Annotated in this window: 17 protein-coding genes and 1 tRNA gene; 2 read left to right on the top strand and 16 right to left on the bottom strand. The window is 60.4% G+C overall.

Annotated features, from left to right (window positions below):
- Positions 1–48 precede the first annotated feature (48 nt).
- From HF949_RS04945 to HF949_RS04965, 5 genes are all read right to left on the bottom strand, one after another.
- Complete coding sequence (locus HF949_RS04945; RefSeq protein ID WP_292898652.1) at positions 49–2280, bottom strand: transglycosylase domain-containing protein; 2232 nt, start codon at positions 2278–2280, stop codon at positions 49–51.
- A gap of 111 nt (positions 2281–2391) precedes the next feature.
- Positions 2392–3009 carry a ribonuclease D gene (locus tag HF949_RS04950; RefSeq protein WP_292898654.1) on the bottom strand — a complete coding sequence of 206 codons (618 nt, stop codon included), beginning with the start codon at positions 3007–3009 and terminating at the stop codon, positions 2392–2394.
- Between the two features lie 15 nt (positions 3010–3024).
- Entirely contained in the window at positions 3025–4407 is a 1383-nt protein-coding gene (locus HF949_RS04955) for a dipeptidase (protein WP_292898656.1), read from the bottom strand.
- 127 nt (positions 4408–4534) lie between these two features.
- Positions 4535–5527: a BMP family lipoprotein gene (locus HF949_RS04960; protein WP_292898658.1), complete on the bottom strand. Its 993-nt coding sequence runs from the start codon at positions 5525–5527 to the stop codon at positions 4535–4537.
- 276 nt (positions 5528–5803) lie between these two features.
- Positions 5804–6115: a hypothetical protein gene (locus tag HF949_RS04965; protein WP_292898660.1), complete on the bottom strand. Its 312-nt coding sequence runs from the start codon at positions 6113–6115 to the stop codon at positions 5804–5806.
- 229 nt (positions 6116–6344) lie between these two features.
- On the opposite strand from HF949_RS04965, the gene HF949_RS04970 reads away from it, so the two are divergent.
- Positions 6345–6434 (top strand) — tRNA-Ser (locus HF949_RS04970).
- A gap of 111 nt (positions 6435–6545) precedes the next feature.
- On the opposite strand, the gene HF949_RS04975 is transcribed toward HF949_RS04970, so the two are convergent.
- From HF949_RS04975 to HF949_RS05025, 11 genes are all read right to left on the bottom strand, one after another.
- A complete protein-coding gene (locus HF949_RS04975) occupies positions 6546–7466 on the bottom strand; it encodes a DNA adenine methylase (protein WP_366931284.1) in 921 nt (306 codons plus the stop codon).
- A 233-nt stretch (positions 7467–7699) separates the two neighbouring features.
- Positions 7700–7987, bottom strand: coding sequence for a helix-turn-helix domain-containing protein (locus HF949_RS04980; protein WP_292898662.1), 288 nt, complete (start codon positions 7985–7987; stop codon positions 7700–7702).
- 222 nt (positions 7988–8209) lie between these two features.
- Positions 8210–9412, bottom strand: a complete 1203-nt coding sequence (locus HF949_RS04985) for a hypothetical protein (RefSeq protein WP_292898664.1) — start codon at positions 9410–9412, stop codon at positions 8210–8212.
- Between the two features lie 44 nt (positions 9413–9456).
- A complete protein-coding gene (locus tag HF949_RS04990; RefSeq protein ID WP_292898666.1) occupies positions 9457–10470 on the bottom strand; it encodes a succinylglutamate desuccinylase/aspartoacylase family protein in 1014 nt (337 codons plus the stop codon).
- A gap of 54 nt (positions 10471–10524) precedes the next feature.
- Positions 10525–10869 (bottom strand): RidA family protein, encoded by a 345-nt coding sequence (locus tag HF949_RS04995; RefSeq protein WP_292898668.1) that lies wholly within the window; start codon positions 10867–10869, stop codon positions 10525–10527.
- A gap of 44 nt (positions 10870–10913) precedes the next feature.
- Positions 10914–12227 (bottom strand): alanine racemase, encoded by a 1314-nt coding sequence (locus HF949_RS05000; protein ID WP_292898670.1) that lies wholly within the window; start codon positions 12225–12227, stop codon positions 10914–10916.
- Entirely contained in the window at positions 12220–13176 is a 957-nt protein-coding gene (locus tag HF949_RS05005) for an amidohydrolase family protein (protein WP_292898672.1), read from the bottom strand. Before HF949_RS05005 ends, HF949_RS05000 begins: the two co-directional genes overlap by 8 nt.
- Positions 13173–14114, bottom strand: coding sequence for an ABC transporter permease (locus HF949_RS05010; RefSeq protein WP_292898674.1), 942 nt, complete (start codon positions 14112–14114; stop codon positions 13173–13175). Before HF949_RS05010 ends, HF949_RS05005 begins: the two co-directional genes overlap by 4 nt.
- A complete protein-coding gene (locus tag HF949_RS05015; protein WP_292898676.1) occupies positions 14111–15076 on the bottom strand; it encodes an ABC transporter permease in 966 nt (321 codons plus the stop codon). Before HF949_RS05015 ends, HF949_RS05010 begins: the two co-directional genes overlap by 4 nt.
- Positions 15073–16581: a sugar ABC transporter ATP-binding protein gene (locus tag HF949_RS05020; RefSeq protein ID WP_292898677.1), complete on the bottom strand. Its 1509-nt coding sequence runs from the start codon at positions 16579–16581 to the stop codon at positions 15073–15075. The genes HF949_RS05015 and HF949_RS05020 overlap by 4 nt, the downstream gene beginning before the upstream one ends.
- A gap of 27 nt (positions 16582–16608) precedes the next feature.
- Positions 16609–17646 (bottom strand): ABC transporter substrate-binding protein, encoded by a 1038-nt coding sequence (locus HF949_RS05025; RefSeq protein ID WP_292899994.1) that lies wholly within the window; start codon positions 17644–17646, stop codon positions 16609–16611.
- Between the two features lie 257 nt (positions 17647–17903).
- Between HF949_RS05025 and HF949_RS05030 the strand changes: the two genes are divergently transcribed.
- Positions 17904–18677: an IclR family transcriptional regulator gene (locus HF949_RS05030; RefSeq protein ID WP_292898678.1), complete on the top strand. Its 774-nt coding sequence runs from the start codon at positions 17904–17906 to the stop codon at positions 18675–18677.
- Positions 18678–19067 lie beyond the last annotated feature (390 nt).

Here is a 19067-nt window from a genome sequence, read left to right on the forward strand (position 1 = left end):
AAGCGAGAGCGCAGGGGAATGCGATAGGCAAAAGCGGAGCGTCCGGCTCTAATTTCCCAGAATGATGTCCAGAATGGAGGTCTGCTTCCTCTGCACTCCGCCACCCACATCGGCTGGCGGCACGGGGCGGCGAACCGAAGCGGTGTGATCCGGATCGCCGCCAGAGGGCACCGCAGCGGGTGGTGTGGGGTGCCCTTGCGGAGCCTGCGTCCCGCCGCCAACGGAAGCCTGCGGAACGGGGCGGGTCTGAGGCTCTCCTGCTGCAATGCCGGGCGCCGGAGCGCCGGGGCTCCAGGAGCCTGGCAACCGTTTGACCGGCCGTCCCTTCTCTGCTTCCTCCATGAAGGCTTTCCAGGCCGGAACGGGCAGGGAACTGCCGGTTGCCTTCGTCGCCTTGGAGGCGTCGTTGCCGAACCAGACGCCTGTCACCAGATCGGCCGTATATCCAACGAACCAGGCATCGCGCGATTGCTGGGTGGTGCCGGTTTTGCCCGCTGCCGGACGACCGATGTTCGCCGCGCGCGCACTGCCATATTCCACTGTTCCCTGCATCATCGCATTCATCATGCCGATGATCTCGGGGCTTGCCACCCGTGTCATACGCGGGCGGTCGTGCTGGTAAAGCACCTTGCCGGAGGATGTGGTGATGCGCTGCACGAAATAGACCTCTGGCCTGTACCCGCCGGTGGCGAAGGGCACATAGGCCGCAGTCAGTTCCAGCGGCGTCACCTCCGAGGTCCCAAGCGCAATGGAGGCATTGGCTTTCAGATCGGATTCGATGCCCATTCGGTGCGCGAGCTCGACAACGGATTTCGGTCCGACTTCCATGGCAAGCTGCGCGGCCACCGAATTGAGCGAGCGCGCAAGGGCTTCCGAAAGCGTCACCCGGCCATAATACTTGCCCTTGTAGTTTTCCGGCGTCCAGTTCCCGATCTTTACCGGCGCGTCATTACGCACACTATCGGGCCGCTTTCCTTGTTCCAACGCTGCCATGAAGACAAAGGGCTTGAAGGCCGAGCCCGGCTGCCTGCGCGCCTCGGAAGCGCGGTCGAACTGGCTGTTGGCATAGTCATAGCCACCCACCATCGCCCGCACCGCGCCTGTGGTGTCGATGGAGACGAGGGCACCCTGGCTAACGGCGAGCTTGCCGCCTTTCTCGTCGATCAGGCTGCGAATGGTCTTTTCGGCCTGTTTCTGAAGACGCAGATCGACCGTGGCCTCCACGATGATGTCGCTCTTCACGTCGCCGATCAGCGCCGGCAGTTCCTCCATCACCCGGTCGGCGAAATAATGTTCCGAGCCCGTCCAATAGGCTGCAGCGCGGGTGGCGGGCCGGCTCATGGCCGTGGTCATCTCGCTGTCGCCGATCATGCCCTGGTCGCGCATGGCGGTCAGCACCACCTGCGCCCGTGTTTCGGCGGCCTGGGGATCACGTGCGGGTGAAAGGCGCGAGGGCGCTTTCAGCAAACCGGCCAGAAGGGCTGCTTCCGAGAGTGTGACATCCCGTGCGGGCTTGTTGAAGTAGCGTCGCGAGGCAGCCTCCACGCCATAGGCGCCCGAGCCGAAATAGACCCGGTTCAGATACATCTCCAGGATCTGGTCTTTGGAATGCTTCTGCTCCAGCCACAGCGCCAGAAGCACCTCCTGCACCTTGCGCTCAATCGTCCGGTCGGGCTTCAGAAAAAGGTTCTTGGCGAGCTGTTGCGTCAGAGTGGAGCCACCCTGAGTCAGACGCCCAGCCATGACGTTTTCTGCCATGGCGCGTGCAAGGCCGATCGGGTCGACACCGAAATGCGAGTAGAAGCGTCGGTCCTCGATGGCGATAACCGCCTGTGGAATGTGTGGCGACATCTCATGCAGGCCCACCGCCTCGCCACCGGTCATGCCGCGATTGGCAATCATGTCCCCGTCAGCCGAGACAATCTTCACATTGGGTGGCCGGTCAGGAATTTCCCATGTGGTCGCCGACGGCATTTTGGCGCCATAGTATGCGGTGATGCCGGCAGCGGCGATGCCGCCCCACAGGGCCAGAACGAGCGACCAGTAGACTGCAGTGCGCAGGAAGCCGAAGAAACCGCCGCCCCCGCCACTCTTGCGCCGCGTGCCGGTGCGGCGAGCGCTTTTCGCCCCTTTGGCGCTTTTGCCCTTGCCAGGCCTGCGCCGCTGACGTGAAGGCACGACGCGATCGCTGTCACCGAGCTTCAGATCGTCTCCGCTCCGGCGCGCCGCTGGCGCGTCGAAAGTCGGCTCGATCCTTCGGTTTTTCGTCCTGCGCGCCATACGCTCACAAACCCCGCAACCCTGCACCCGCACATCTCATTGCGGGCACAGTAAGAGGCAGCGGTTTAAGGCGCAGTTAAGTCAAATTAAACAAAATCGGCCGGGCGGCGCTCAGCTATGGGCGAAAATGTCCGCCTCTTCCCAGCCCATCAGATCCAGTTTCGCCCGTGTGGGCAGGAAGCGGAAGCAGGCTTCGGCCTCGCGCGTGCGCTTCTCACGCGCCAGGCGTTCATTGAGCTTTTCGCGCAGCTGATGCAGGTAGAGCACGTCGGACGCCGCATATTCGAGCTGTTCGGGCGTAAGCTCTTCTGCTGCCCAGTCAGACGATTGCTGCGCCTTCGAAAGCGAGACGCCAAGCAGTTCGTTGCAGAGATCCTTTAGCCCATGCCGATCGGTGTAGGTGCGGGTGAGGCGCGAGGCGATCTTGGAGCAGAACACCGGCTCCGGCATCACGCCGAAGCTGTGATAGAGCACCGCCAAATCGAAGCGCGCGTAGTGAAACAGCTTGGTGATCTTGCGGTTCTTCAAAAGCGCGACGAGGTTTGGAGCCTTCTTCTGCCCGGCGTCGATCTGCACCACATCAGCCGTGCCGTCGCCCGGCGAGAGTTGCACCACGCACAGCCGGTCGCGGTGTGGTTTGAGGCCCAGCGTCTCCGTGTCGATTGCGACGGCATCGACATTGTAGTTGCTGAGATCGGGCAGGTCGTTCTTGTGAAATCGGATCGTCATGGTGCTTTTTCCGGCTTATTGCTTGCTCAGGGCGTCGAGAATGCGGACCCAGGAGCGCTGGCCGCGATGGAACGAATTCAAATCGTATTTCTCATTCGGCGAATGGATGCGGTCATCCTGAAGCCCGAAGCCGACCAGAAGCGTTTCCATATCGAGCATGCGGCGGAACTCGCCGGCAATCGGGATGGAGCCGCCCATGGCGATCGCCACTGCGGGCTTTGGCCATTCGTCGCTCAGCGCACCCTGCGCCTTCGTCACCAGCGGCATGTCATAGTCGAGCTGGAAGGCGGGCGAGCCGCCATGCGGATGAAATTCCACGCGGCAGTCGGCCGGCAGTCGCTCTTCGACAAAAGCGCGGAAGGCGGCGCGGATCTTGACCGGATCCTGCCTGTGAACCAGCCGGAACGAGACCTTGGCGGAAGCCTCAGCCGGAATGACAGTCTTGAAGCCTTCGCCGGTATAGCCGCCGGTAATGCCGTTCACTTCCGCCGTCGGACGGGCCCAGACAAGCTCCAGCGCCGAGCGGTCTTTTTCGCCAAAAAGCTTCGACAGGCCGATCGGACCGAGAAAGTTTTCGGTCGTCTCACCAAGACCTTCCCAGCTCTTCAGGATTTCCGCCGGTGTTTCCTCCACACCTTCATAGAAACCGGGCACGGTCACACGCCCGTTCTCATCATGCAGGTCGCCCAGAATGCGGGCGAGAACCGTGATCGGATTGGCCGCCGCTCCGCCGAAAAAACCCGAATGCAGGTCGCGATCCGCCGCCTTGATGGTGATTTCCTCGCCGACAAGCCCGCGCAGGCCGACACAGACGGCCGGCGTCTCCGGGTCCCACATGGCGGTGTCGCACACGAGCGCGTATTCGGCCGAAAGCTCTTCTCGGTTTTCTTCCAGGAAAGGACGCAGCGAAGGCGAGCCGGATTCCTCTTCGCCCTCAAACAGAATGGTGATCCTGCAGGGCAGCTTGCCATGCACCGTCTTATAGGCGCGGCAGGCTTCTACAAAAGTCATGAGCTGACCCTTGTCGTCGGAAGACCCACGCCCGATGATCGCCTTGCGGCCGGGCTCGATCTCCTTGACAGACGGGTCGAACGGGTCGTTCTCCCACAGGTTCAGCGGATCGACCGGCTGCACGTCGTAGTGTCCGTAGAAGAGCACGTGCGGGCCGTCGCCATCGTGATGCGCCACCACCATAGGATGGCCTGCCGTATCACGCACGCTTGCCTCGAAGCCGATTGTCTTCAGGTCTTCCACCAGCCACTCGGCCGCCTTCCGGCATTCGCCGGCGAAGGCCGGGTCGGTAGAGATCGATTTGATCTTCAGAAGGCGGAAAAGCCGCTCCAGACTCTGATCGATGGAACGATCGAGCTGATCGAGAACCGGGGCGATATCGGACATGGAAAGCTCCTGAAGACTGTTCGGAGAAGATGTTGAAGCGACCTAACACATACCGGCTGGGATGAGGAATGGAAAAAGGGCCGCACAGGCGGCCCTTTGGATCGGTTCTGACGAAAGCGGCTCTGCCTCAGTAAGGGCAGGCGTTGTCGCTGAGGTAGTCATGCACCTCGATTTCGCCGTCGATGATTTTCTGTTTGGCTTCTTCGACCGCCGTTTTCATCTCGGCGGTGATCAAAGCCTCATTGTGCTCGTCCACTGCGTAGCCAACGCCGTCCTCGGCCAGTCCCAAATTCTGCAGGCCATAGGAAAATTCACCGTTCTTGGCGTCCATGAAGGCATTGTAGACGGCGACGTCCACCTGCTTGACCATGGAGGTCAGAACATGGCCGGGATGCAGGCCGTTCTGGTTGGAATCGACGCCAATGCCGAGCTTGCCGGCATCCGCAGCTGCCTGGAGCACGCCAACACCGGTGCCGCCTGCCGCATGATAGATCACGTCCGCACCCTGGTCGATCTGCGTGCGGGTGATCTCGCCGCCTTTTGTCGGGTCGTTCCATGCGGACGGCGTGTCGCCCGTGTAGTTGCGGATCACCTTCGCGTCGGAGCGGGCAGCCTTGGCGCCGCCGACATAGCCGCATTCGAACTTGCCGATGAGCGGAACCTGCATGCCGCCGACGAAGCCGACCGTGCCGGTCTCCGAGGCGAGTGCGGCCAGCATGCCGACGAGATAGGAGCCTTCCTGCTCCTTGAAGGTCACGGAGCGCACATTGGGTGCGTCGACCGCGTCATCGATGATGGTGAAATCGGTGTCGGGATATTCCGGGGCGACCTTCTTCAGGTAGTCGACCCAGGTGAAGCCGGCCATGACGATGGGGTTGCGCCCGTTCTCGGCAAAACGGCGAAGGGCCTGCTCGCGCTGGGCATCGTTGGAGATTTCGAATTCGACATACTCGATCCCGGTTTCTTCCTTGAACCGCTCGGCGCCGTTATAGGCTGCCTCGTTGAAGGATTTGTCGAACTTGCCACCCAGATCGTAGATGAGAGCCGGAGCGATGTCTTCCGCGAATGCGTTGGCGGATAGTGCGGTGGCGGCCAGAAGGCCGAGAACAATACGCTTCATGTGATCCACACCCTGTCGGTTGTCTTGCGTTTCTGTCTGCGCCGCATGAACGGGCAGCCTCAAATGGCAGATCCGCTCAAGCGCTCCTGCGAGCGTCCCGCAACGGCCGTGGACCATCGGGAACGGCATGGAGAAAGTCTTCCGCTCTCCCCTTATGGGCACTCTTGCACGGCTGAAATGAAAATTCACGCGGAATTTTGACCGTTCGGAAAAACGACTTGAGATGGTCTTGCAGGCTGCGCTGCAACCGAAGCAGTGTCAGGCTCTTTGCTGCATTCAGACAAGAACAGTCCGTCGTCGCCGGTAGCCGGCGATGTAGAAAATGAGGGAAAGAGCGAAGAAGACCAGCCAGCCCGGAAAGGTCAGGATCTGAACGATCAAGGGATCCCAGATGAAGGGAAGTGTGTAGCGTTGGATAATCGCCTGCGACAGATTGAGGGTGTCGGGTGATGCTGCGTACCAGCTTTCGCCCAGTGGAGTGAACGTCAGGGCGTCAGCCGCGATGGAGCGTGTCGCGTCGATCACGGCCATGACGACGGCGATTGCAAGAGCAACAAGAGCCAGTATCCGAAAGAACAGACGAAACATTCAGGCCTCACCTCTGTGCCGCTGCCGGCATGGATCGCCAAACAAAAAACGAACCGTGCGAGACATAGGCCCGGCGGCCAGACTTGGCAATCGCCTTACAGAAAGTTGAGCGTATTGGAGGGCTGTGCGCAGGAAAGTGCGGCAAATTGCAAAACTGTCACAGACTGGACTTGGCATTCTCGATCAGATCGACTAGATGACCCTCGCGCGGAAGATAAAGCTGCGCCGTGGAGAGGTGGCCGAGTGGTTGAAGGCGCACGCCTGGAACGCGTGTATACGGGAAACCGTATCGAGGGTTCGAATCCCTCTCTCTCCGCCATTTCCTACCGGGTCTGTAGCCGGTCGCCGCTTTTTGGATTTTTGTCAGCGCTTTTTAGACCAGCCACAACTCTTTGAAGCCCCCTCAAAGGGTGTTTGAAGGGGCTTCTGATCAACCTTGATCTTCGGCCGAGAAAATAATCAGTTCCTTCGCCCTCGTACCGTTGCCGGCTGAGATGGAATAGGTCAGCTCGGCGCCCTCCATATCAAACCCTGAGAACAGTTCCCGGATCTGCGGCACATCGTTGATCGAGAGGATGAACCGTCCCTTAAGCTGGCCGAGCCGATCGGCCATGAGGGCGAACTGGTCGCGGTCGAACAGGGCGCGGCCGTAGTCGCCCTCCGAGCCGTAATAAGGCGGGTCGAGATAGAAGAGCGTATCCGGCCGATCATAGCGCTCGATGAAGTCCAGCCAGTCCAGGTTCTCGATGATCACGCCCGCAAGGCGCTCATGCGCCTCCTCCAGCATGGGAGCGAGCCGCGTGAGGTTGAAGCGCGACGGGCCGTCCCGGTTCACGCCAAAATTCTGCCCGGCCACCTTGCCACCGAACGCCAGGCGCTGGAGGTAGAGAAAGCGGCCGGCGCGCTCCAGATCGGTCAGCGTTGCGGGGTCGCTCGCCTTCAGACGTTCGAACTCGCGGCGTGAGGTGATCTGGAAGCGAAGCGTGTCCATGAACTGCGGATAGTGGCGCTGAAGGATGCGGAAGAGATTCACCACTTCGCCATTGCGGTCGTTGATGATCTCGGCGTGGGGCATCAGCTTCCTGCGGAAGAAGACGCCGCCCATACCGACGAACGGCTCCGCGTAAAGTGAATGAGGCGTAGCGGCGATGCGCTCGCACAGACGGCGGGCGAGAGCGTATTTGCCTCCGATGTAGCCGGCGACGGGCCGGACGGGAGCGACGGTTATGCTTATATGCTGTCGGGCGGGATTGGTTGGGCGACTTGACCCGCTGCCGGGGCTTTCCGGCCCCGTTTCACGATGAAGAGTTGATTTCGACTTGTGTCCCCTGGAATTGAAGAGATGGGACATGAGATGTGCGTCCGACGTTCACCTTGACATGCTTCTGCATGTCGAATTTCCATTGCGTTTTAGACATTGCCGAGACCGGCTCGTTCCGAGAGGACCGGTGTTTGGCGCTGACGTCGTGCAAGCGGCTGACCGCGGGCGCGGACATGTCTCGTAAGAGTGCGTTCTCGCGTTGCCGGTACGCATGACCGGATAGCAAAGGCCAGAGCAGCCTGGCGAACCGCCAGCGCCACGCATCACGCGGTTTCCTTCCGTTGGGCGGATGAAGGCTTGCCGCGCGAAGACGCATATTCAGCTTTGAGGATGCGGTTGCGGGTTATCGGGTACCGATCCGCAGAGACGTTTTCGACGGGCTGGCCGATGAAATCGGCAATTGCCCTTTCGGCTCTCTCGTTCGGCCGCGTCCAGATATTCTTGACGCTGGAAGCGGCAAACCCATAGTGCGTCGCTAGGGCGGCGAGTGTCATGCCCTCTCGTCGTAGATGGGCAAGGATTGAATGACGGTCCCAAGCGGGATTGGTCATCGGCTTTTCCTCAAGAAGCGTGCGCTGCAACATCAATTTGATTTGGTTGCTATCCGGGGTGATGGAGAGTTGCTAAGCAACGCAGTAAGCCTGCAACCACACTCGCTGGACGATTGGATTATTTAAAGACGGGCCTCGGTCGTTACCTCGACCTACGAGACTGCTCAGATCCCAATCTCTCCAGAAAATGTAGCGGTGGAGGCTTCCCGCCTGTACAATGTCCTAGTTACGATCAATCCCTTGCGAAACGCGATCCCGTGCAAAGCGCACCCAATCGAGCCGCTTTTCCGGAACAAGGCCGTAATTGTAGAAGTTCACTGCATTAGCGCCTGCGGTAATAGCCGCATCGACCCGCGCTGCAAGGGCCGCAGCGTTCTCCATCTCGGGGTAGTAAAGACGCAAGCCGACACCCAGGAAACTGTCGGTGGGTACGACGCTGCGCGCATTCTCGAAAAGCGTCCTCACTGTTTCGGGCGCCATGGAATAGCAGCACAGAATGACCCCATCGCAAGCGCGAACTGCATCATGCAGGTCGACGCCACCAAGCCATCCATCGGCCAGATCGATCAGCAGAACACGCGTTTCCGGATGCGTGGCCTCCCGGATTTCGGCAATCAGTGAGGTTACGGGTTCGCTACGCCAGTCGAGGAAGGCCCGGAGATCGGCATGAGCGTTGAATGCATCCAGACCAAGCTCGGGAAAATCAGGAAACTGCTTTTCGGGAATCTCACGCGCGCACATCTCGGCTATGAAGCCGGCGACTGTTCCACGTGCGGCCTCGACATTGATCCCTGCCGACTGTGCTCGTGCCGTGCAATGCCGGCAGAAACACAGCGACAGCAGGAAGTCGTCCTCCGGATTGAGGCCGACACCATCCTTCTCGTGGTGATACTCGTGCGCGAACCCCATGAAGTTCGGGCTCTCAAGTTCGATCATGTCCGGCCGATACCGCGCGCTGACGTCCCGGACGAGCGTCGTTACATAGGTACGCGCCGCCGGGCTGGAAGGGCAAAGATTGTAGTAGTTCGGGTTCCCGAAGGCATTGCGGGTAACATGCTCGGGATGCGCCGTGCCCAGGCGCGTGTTGTGCAGACAGACTGTCCAGCACGAAACCTTGACGCCTGTTTGCTCGCGCGCGCCGATAAGTGCACTGAGGATGTCGCCCCTCTCGGCAACATTCCGCGCCACGAGCGGTCTGATCTCCATGTCGGCCCATAACGCCTCGTTCGGCTCGAAGTAGATTGTCCCATCCTCGGGAAAATAGGCCTTCTGGTGCGGACTGCGCGGCTGGAGAAAACGGCCGGCATGATAGGAGGTTGCAAGGCTGATCGTGTTAAGCCCTGCGCGGTCCCGCAGATCAGCAATGGTGCGCTCTACCCCCTGATCCTGAACGTCCCACGGATAGGTCCACATCGAAAGGTGCATTGTCGATCCTCCATATGTTTCGGTAGTGACTGCCCAAAGCGTGTTCAGGACTCCAGCGTCTCGGCTACCTGCATCAGGCAATCGCCTGCCTGACTGTCGCAATGAAGGCGATGGGAGATGACGACGCCCGCCTCGGCGAAATGCAACGCTTCCTCGGCCATGTCTATCCGTTCGAGGTCGTGGTACCAGCCGGCGAGATCGCCCGCTGCAACGCGCGCGCCGAGTCGGACGGCGGGTTCGAACCAACCGCGGCGCGTGGCATGGATGCCCTGACTGTGACGTGACAGCGAAAGAAACTGGAGCGGAGGGGTTTTGTCTTCAAGCGGGGTGGAAAGCACCGGAGCGGAGACTAGGCCGAGCGCAAGAAGGAGGCGGTCGATTGCTCCAGCGGTAAAGGCCATGCTCTCGGGCGTGACCGTGCCGCCACCACCGAACTCACCGGAGAGGCCGATCGCCCCTGCTCGACCCGCCGCGCCCATCGAGGTTGGCGCGGCTTGCCCGTTGTCGGCGACGAAGGCGTGGGCGGCCCCCATCCTTCGCATGAGATCGAGCGAACGCTCGAAACGCTTGGTCTCTGCCTGCCGCTCCATCAGGAGGCACGGCAGATGCGCCATGGACGTTCCGCCAGAGTGCAGATCGAATACCACGTCGTGACGCGGGAACAGTTCGTGCTCGAGAAAATGAGCGATCCGCTCGGTCGGCGTTCCCGCTGGATCGCCTGGAAACGCGCGGTTGAGGTTCCCCCCGTCGAGTGGCGAGCAGCGGCGTGCAGCCATGACCGCCGGCCGGTTCACAACCGGCAGCACGGTCACGGTTCCGCTGATTTCAAGCGTCTGCAATCGACGCATGAGCCGGGCAAGCTGAAGTTCGCCCTCATACTCGTCGCCATGATTGCCGGCCATCAGGAGCAGACTCGCACCCTCTCCCCTGCGCACCCGCAGATAGGGAACGCGGATCTGGTAGTAGGGCGACCGGTCCACCGAGTAGGGAACCGACAGAAAGCCAGGCTGGACGCCCTCGGCCTCAAAATCGATGGAATGAAAAACGCCCGTATGCATGGCTGGTCTCCGGTCGCCAGATCTGAAGCCGGCGCGCGAGCCGCCGGCCGGTTGTTAAACTGCGGCGACAGCCGTCATTTCGACGCGCAGGTCAGGGTCGGCAAGACGTGCCTCCACGCAGGCGCGGGCCGGCGGGTTCTCAGGGTTGATCCAGGCATCATAGACGCTGTTCATCGCATCGAAATCAATAATCGAAGGCAGGAACACATTGACGGCCAGAAGCCTGGAGCGGTCGGTGCCGGCTTCAGCCAGAAGCGCATCCAGCTTCCGCAGAACATCTGCTGTCTGATCCTCGATGCTCGCCTTTCGGTTATCGGGCACTTGCCCTGCAATGTGGACTAGACCGCCATAGACGACGGCCTGGCTCATTCGAGATCCTTTCTGGTAGCGCATGATCATTCTTCTAAAATTCCTTCTTTGCTTGGGTAAGGGTTTGAACCGTTTCAGCCGAAGTTGGTGAGATAGGCCGCAACCACGCAATGATCGTCGTCTAGACCGTACACGATTGCGTGCCGGTCAAGGCAGGTGCAGGGATGCGAGATGCCGAACTCCACCACATCACCGACACGCAGATCGACGCCACCTCCCAGAGAAACGAAGGCATGCTGATCGTTGAGCGCGGTGACGTGAACCGTGTCGGCGAGCGCCGTATTTGTACCGTCGCGATAGAACGCCAGCGGGCGCGGCAGGCCCTGATCGGCCGCCACATCGCGCAGGCCCATTCCGCAAACGGCAAGCCCTGGCTCTGGCCGCGAAAGAACCTCGGCCCAGACGCGAAGCGCGGGGCGAAAACCGCTGGTCGCCGAAACCGCTTTGCCGCCAATCACGAAACCGGAGCGGTCATCGAGACCGGTGAGGCCGCGTTCATAAATACCGTGATCATGAAAGAAGATTGCGCCGCTGCGCAAGACCAGAACCGCGTTTGGGTCTGCAACGATCGCCGATTTCAGGCCGCGAACCACCATGTCGAAGTAAACCGATCCGCCGGCGGTGACGATCATCGGGCGCTCCGGTCCGAGCCGCTGGCGCAGGGCAGAAATGAGCGTTGCCGAGCGTTCGACCAGAGTCGAAATGCGCAGCGCCGTCTCAGCCGCATCGGGCGTTGCAGCAACGCCTTCATAAGCCGCGACGCCGGCAAGCCGGAAGGTAGCGGTTTCGCGTTCGAGAATGGCGTCTGCAAGTTGCAGCGCGGCCTCGCTGGAGCGGAGTCCGCCGCGGGCAGCGCCCAGCTCGACCAGAAGTCCAAGCGGCGGAAGATCAGTTGAAGTCGACCACGCAGATGAGAGCGCCTCCATCATCTCTAATGAATCGACGAAGATCGAAACGTCAGCATCGGGATAGGCGGAAAGCAGGTAGGCGAGCCGTCTCGCCGCGGCCCGGCCACCGATCTCGTTTGCAAGGATCAGGCGGCGGAAGCCCCCCTTGAGCATGACCGAGGTCTGACGAATGTCGGCGACCGTGACACCCGATGCCCCGGCTTCAACGAGACGGGCGGCGATGGTCGGCGACATCGGCGTCTTGGCATGCGGTGCGATCTCGACCCCCTGCTCGCGCACATAGGTCATCATCAGATCAACATTGCTGGCGAAAGCCGCTTCATCGAGCGAGATCAATGGCAATGACATGTCGCCATCGAAGGGTTTCCAGCCCTGTCCGGCGATGGCGCTGAGGCGAAGACCGGGATGGCCTGCGGGATAGCCGCGAACGCGGTCATCGATGACGGGATCGCTCGCATTGGTGAGCGTGGCGTCAGACATGGGTAGGGTCCTGTGAAGTCTGTGAAGGCGACAGGTGGAGGCGATAGATGCGGTTTGCCGTCGAGAAAAACAGGGCCTCCTGCTCATCTGGCGAAAGGCTGGCGGCAATGGTTCTGAACGCGTCGTAAAGCGCATTGAAGTCCGCATGCAGACCCGCAACGGGAAAATCGCTGGCGAACATGGCCCGCTTCGGCCCGAAACAGGCGATACAGTGGTCGATCACCAGGCGCAGACTTTCGACCGTCCAATCGTGATCATAGGCCACGGGGTTGGAGATCTTGATTACGATGTTCGGCGCGGCAGAAAGCTCTGTAAGCCCGTCGCGCCAGAGCATCATGCCTTCTTCGCTGCGATCCACCGGACTACCGCAATGGTTGAGCACGAATCGGGTGTCAGGATAATCAGCGATCAGGCGCAGGGCCTCCTTCATCTGCCATGGGAAAAGCAGAAGATCGAAACTGAGGCCGAGCTCGGTTGCTCTGGAAAGCCCTTCGCGCCAGCGCCGGTCGCTCATAATGCCTTCTCGGGAGGCAAAGCTTTTTTTCGGATCGGGATGCCAGCTCACGATATCGCGAATGCCGACCACAGCCTGGTTTTCGGCCTCCCGTTCAAGCAGGTCCGGTGCTTCCTTCGCCGACAGCGGCACGCGCGCCACATAGCGGGCAGCGACACCGAGACGCCTGTCGAGACTGTCGAGCCAAGAGGTTTCCTCAAGCGGAAAGTCATCCGACCAGCCGGCCTCGACATGAACGGAGGCAACGATGTTCTGCCCGGCCGCGTCGCGCAGGTACTCGCGTACGCCGTAATTGCGCCGGATCGGCGCTATGTTGCCGAACACCATTTCGTTCTCGCCGGCCTCCGGCGGCGCAAGCCATGGATGCCGGCCGAGCGACAGATCCCACAGATGGTGGTGCGGATCGATGATCGGCCCCCCGTAACCACAACTCATCGCCGCGCCTCACGACCCGAGATCAACAGCAGGCCCAGAATGAGCGAACCGAACATGATCGACCGCCAGCCGGGCGAAGCATTTACGACGGTGATTAGCGCTGTGGTGGTCACCAGAAGGATCGCGCCGGGTATGGTCCCCGCATAGGTACCGCGGCCGCCGAGAATAGACGTGCCTCCAAGAACGACAGCGGCAATGGACGTCAACAGATAGGGGGCGCCAATGCCCACATAGCCCTGACGGTTCATGCCCAGGATGAGTATACCGGCGAGCCCGGCAAAGAAACCCGACAGAGCAAATACGAGCAATGTGTTGCGCCCGACGCTGACGCCCGAAAGCCGTGCGGCGAGCGGATTCGCGCCCAGCGCCAGAAAACGCGCACCGACAGGCATGCGATGGATGATGATCAGCATCACGATCGATACGACCACCCACAGGAGCACGCCTGCGGGAACTTCGAAAGGACGTGCCTGTCCCAGCCAGATAACGGCGGCATTGGTTACCGATACCGCGCTGCCGCCAGCGATAATGACGAGCATGCCCTGCAGAAAGGTCGCCATCGCCAGAGTCATTATGATTGGCGGCACCTTGAGATAGGCCGCGCCCGCACCATTCAGCAGACCGATGCCCGTGGCGATACCCAGGGTGAGAACGATGCCGACAAGCCCGGTCGGATCCGCCTCCGGTGAAATAAGTGGCAGCAGAATGGCCGTCACAGTGATGATCGCACCGACCGAGAGGTCGATACCCCCCATGAGGATCACGAGCGTCTGGCCGGCGGCAACGATGCCGATCACCGCGGAAAGCTCCAGGAGATAGCGCAGATGGCCATAGGCACCGAAGCCGCGCAGCGTGAGGCCGGCTATGATCCAGACGAGGACGACGAGGATCAGTGTGAGAAGCGGCGGGTTGCGGAGCGCTGCTTTGATGGCGTTCAAGGCTTCGCCCTCCACTGACTGGTCAATTGCGGAACCGCAACCGCGCCGACTATGATGAGGCCCTGCGCGACATACTGGGCGACGGGCGGAAAGCCAAGAAAGAACATGACATTGATCATGACCGAGAGGAGCAGGCTCCCACAGATAACGCCACGCATCGTGCCTCTTCCACCCAGAAACGCGACACCGCCAAGCACGGCGCCCGCAATGGAATTGAGCGTGAAGGGTGTGCCGATCACCGGATCGCCCGAGCCGGTTTGCGCCGCCACAAACAGGCCGGCCAGAGCCGCCAGCAGACCCGACAGCGCAAATGCGAAAACCTTGACGCGCTCGACGGGAACACCTGAACGATACGCCCCGACGGGATTGTTTCCCGCAGCATAGATTCCAATGCCGAGCGGTGTCGCGAGGTAGACTTTCCAACCGATGAGGAACAGGACCAGAAGACCAAAGGCGACCGGCGTATGCCCGGCAAGCAGATCGGAAAACCAGTCGGGGATGTAGCCGCCCGGACGCGGCAGGAGAAGCAACGCGATACCCGTGATGATGAACGAGCCCGCCAGCGTGACGATGATGGCGGGCAGGCGCAGATAGGCGACGATGCCGCCTGTCGCGGCACCTATAAAGAGGCCGGCGGCCGAAACCGCCAGCAAACCGCCAAGAACGCCCAACGGCCCGCCCATCGTGACCGCGGCAATGACAGCGCCAAGGCTGACCAGCGGACCGATCGCCAGAGAGATGCCACCATTCAGCATCATCAGCGCCTGCGCCATTGTCACCAGTGCGAGCGGGAACCAGTTCTGCGTGAACTTGGAAAAGCCGCCAATGGTGAAAAGACCAGGAAACAGGATCGCGTACACCACCAGGAACGCAGCAACGACCAGATAGAGACCCGTAAGGCCGCGATTCCGCCGCCGTTGGACGGCGGTATAGAGATTTGCTGGAACCCGCGTGACAGTCATGCCGCTGCTCCTTTTGCCGAGAGGCCCATGGCAGCGCCGACGATCGCTTCTTCGGAGATTTCGGAGCGTGGCAGCATGGTCGCGAGCCGCCCTTCGCGGAACACGGCCACACGATCGCAAAGGTGTACAAGTTCGGGCGTGTCCGAACTCAGGAGAATGACCAGCTTTCCTTCACGCGCGAAGGATTGCAGCATCAGGTAAATCTCACGCTTCGTCTCGATGTCGACGCCGCGGGTCGGATCGTTGAGCAACAGCACAGACGGATCGAGCGGCAGCCATTTGGCCAGCGCCACCTTCTGCTGATTACCGCCTGAAAGCGCCTGGACGGGCCGGCCCACATCGCCCTTGATGGTAAGGCGTCTGGTGAGATCGGCGACCCGTTTGCGCTCGGCAGCGCGATCACGCAGACCGTGCTTCACAAGATCCCCGAGCGAGGGGAGAAGCAGGTTGGATGCGATCGAATGAGGCAGCACCAGCCCCTCATGTTTCCGATCAGCAGGCACATATGCCAGACCGGCTCCGTTTGCTGCCTCGACGTTCTTGAGTGGCCTGTGGCGACCCGCGATCTGCGCCGTTTCGGCGGAAGCGGGTATTGCGCCGTAAAGACCAAGCAGGAAATCTTCCTGCCCTTGCCCCACCAGGCCGCCAATGCCCACGATCTCACCGGCGCAGGCCCGGAAATTCACATCCCGCGCCATGCCGGCAGAGAAACCTTCGAGGCCAATCAGTTCGTTTCCAACGGGATTGTCCTGCCAGGCCGGAAAAAGATCGCCCGCATCGCGCCCCACCATCAGACGCACAAGGCCTTCGTCATTGACGCCCGCGAGGGGCTGGTCTGCGGTGACCACCCCGTCCTTCAGAACGGTCACATGGGAGCAGAGCGCCTGCACTTCGTTGAGGCGGTGGGAAATATAGAGAAGCGCTATCCCTTCATCACGCAACTTGCGGATCAGGCCCGCCAGAATACCTGCTTCATGGGCGGACAGCGACGACGTCGGCTCGTCCAGGATCAGCACGCGTGGTTTGCGGAAGAGCGCCTTAGCAATCTCAACCATCTGACGGCGGCCAAGCGAAAGATCGCCGACGGGCATATCGAGCGGCTCGGTCAGGCCGACCCGCTCGCAGACTTCCGCCACAGCGGTCGAAAGCGCCCGGTAATCGATAAGTCCGAAGCGTCGCGGCAAGGCCCCCAGGCCGATATTCTCGGCGATGGAAAGTTCGGCTGCGAGACTGAGCTCCTGTTGAACGACTGCAATCCCCGCCTCGCGCGCTGCGGCAGGGGAGAAGCGCAAGACCGGCTGGCCATCCACGACAACATTGCCCTTGTCGGGTTGCAACGCACCCGAAAGCAGATTGATGAGCGTCGATTTCCCAGCACCGTTCTCCCCCAGAAGGGCGTGAACACGTCCTGGCTCAAGGGCGATGTCAACGCCCTTGAGCACCGGATTGCCGAAAAATCCCTTGAACACCCGCCTGGCTTCAAGCAGGGGCTTGGTTTTCGTCATCGGGAACTGACCTTTTCTCTTCGTGTTCTACTGAGCAAGAAGCTCGTCGAAGAGTGCGCGGTCGTAATCGGAGTAGATGTATCCGTCGGCCGGGAACTGCTCGGCGCGCGCCAGGTAGCTGTCGATGGTGTCGTCGCTGATGACGGGCAGCGGGACCTTCACGAAAGCGGGAACATCCTTGCCTTCAAGTGCCTGCACTGCCGTGTAGACCGACAACGCACCTAGCCAGTTAGGCTGCATAGTTGCCCAGCCCTTCAAGCCCTTCTCATTCCAGAGCTCAAGAAACTGGCGTGCGTTCTCGCCTGTGGTTGGTACCTGTTCGCGGCCCTGACGATCGAAGGCGAGAATGGAACCAGCCGAAAGTGCACCGCCTAGCGAAAGAACGCCATCAATCTCCGGATTGGCGAACAACAGGCTGGTCATCGCCTCCTGCGCAGGGGCAACATTGTACTCGGTGTTCGTCTCGGTGAGTATTTCGATGCCGGGATTGGCGTCCAGAACCGGTTGCGCACCCTTGCGGCGATCATCGCTTACCGAAATGCCGGCGGGACCATTCATGACGATGACCTTGCCCTCACCGCCAAGCTGATCAACCATCCACTGTGCGGCGGAAGCACCCCATTCGCTGGAATCCGTATTGATCTTCGCGGTCACTTTGTCGGTATTGACCAGACTGTCGAAATTGACGACCGCTATGCCCTTGTCACAGGCATCCGAGATCACACGGTCAAGCGCATTGGATGAGCCAGCGATAACAATGACGGCGTCAACATCGGCATCGATCATCGACTGGATGTGCTGAATCTGCGTCTGTGCATTGCCCTGGGCGTCGGTGATCATGAGCTCGTCGACTAACCCTTCCTTCTTCAACCTCTCCACCTCGGCAGCAATCGTGCCTTCGGTCTGTTTCATCCAGGTCGGTACAGAATAGATGTTCGCCCAGCCGATCGTGTACGGCGCCTCGCGATCGCCCTTGATGCAATTGGCAGCCGCCGAAGCAGTGCCGCTCCCCGCGGCCAGCATGGCCACAACCCCTGCGCTCACCATCAGGCTGCGGTGGCGCATTGAACCTAGAAACTTCATGATTTCCTCCCTCAACACAATTGCGATGCGACAGAGGTTGTCGCTCTTGCATGTCCATTATAACGAACATATGATCCTTATAACGGATATGGATCCTATCAACTTTTCTCCATCCCGCAAGCCGCCATTGCCGGATTACCCAAATCACGGCGGTCGGCGAAATTGAAGGTGGTGGAGATTGACAGGGCGCGGGCAGTTCAGAAGAAGAAGAACGTTGCCCGAAGTTATGGAGCAGGTCCTTGGAAGCAGCCGAAACGAATTTGACCGCCAAGCGCGCTCGCGGACTCGACCGTGCATTTGAGATTCTCGAGTTTCTCCGCAATCAGAAGAATCCGATGCGTCCCAATGAGATCGCCAGCCAGATTGGCGCGCCGCGCTCTTCGGTGTACGAGCTCGTCAACCTGCTGCTGCGCAATCAGATTCTTGAGTTTGCCGACGGCGATGGACGCGTCTATCTGGGCCGCAAACTCTATTTTCTGGGCGCAGCCTATGAGAAGCAGTTCGATTTCACGCGGGAATGCGAGAACGCACTTGAAACAATCGCACGTGAAACGCGTGAAACGGCTCAGTTCTGCATGTTGGACGGCAACAAATACACAGTGGTGCGCATGAAAGAGGGGGCACGACCATTCCGCATTTCTTCCGATGTTGGGCAGTCCGTCCCTATACCATGGACTGCATCGGGGCGCTTGCTGGTGGGGCATATGTCGGATCAGGAGATCCTCGATTTCATTCCTTCACAGGACTTCCAGTTGCCAAATGGCGAGTGGCTCGATCCCAAAGAGTTCCTGCGCGAGGTTCGGGACGCTACTCAACAGGGCGAGTTCACGTTCGACAGTATTGTCGACAGTTTCACCCATTGCTTCGCGGTGCCGGTCGTGAATGCGGAGCACCGGTGCGTGGCGACGCTCTGTCTCGTCTCTCCGCGGGAGGACGGATTAGCAAACAGGGAAAAATACTTGCAATGCCTGAAGAAAGCAGCATCTGCACTGGGTTTCCCAGCCCCTCCTTGACGTGGTGTCGCCATGAGACGCTCGCTCTGTGTTTCTGGAGGTGTCGCAGTACTCAGTGCAATATTGATGTTCATGACCCGACGGCGACGTTCTCGAACCAGTCAACCTGACGATCTCGTCGACACCGTCAAAAGCATGAATTCCGTACCGATCTAGCGATGAACTTCTACCGGCGAGTCTCAGGACTAAGGCACGACGGGATCGCAGCCCGGACGGCCAACCTGCCACAACTTCTATGTCGCACGGGAGCGTGAAGGCGTATACCGGGATCGACGTTGCTGACGAAACGAAAGCCCGAAGGGTAGCCGCTCATTCGGTGGAGAACGTTTGATCCCGGTTCGACCCCCTCCGCCATTTGCCGCCGAATCCAAGCTGTCGACCAATATTGAT

It is taken from the genome of Nitratireductor sp., assembly GCF_017794765.1.
Taxonomy (GTDB): Bacteria; Pseudomonadota; Alphaproteobacteria; order Rhizobiales; family Rhizobiaceae; genus Nitratireductor.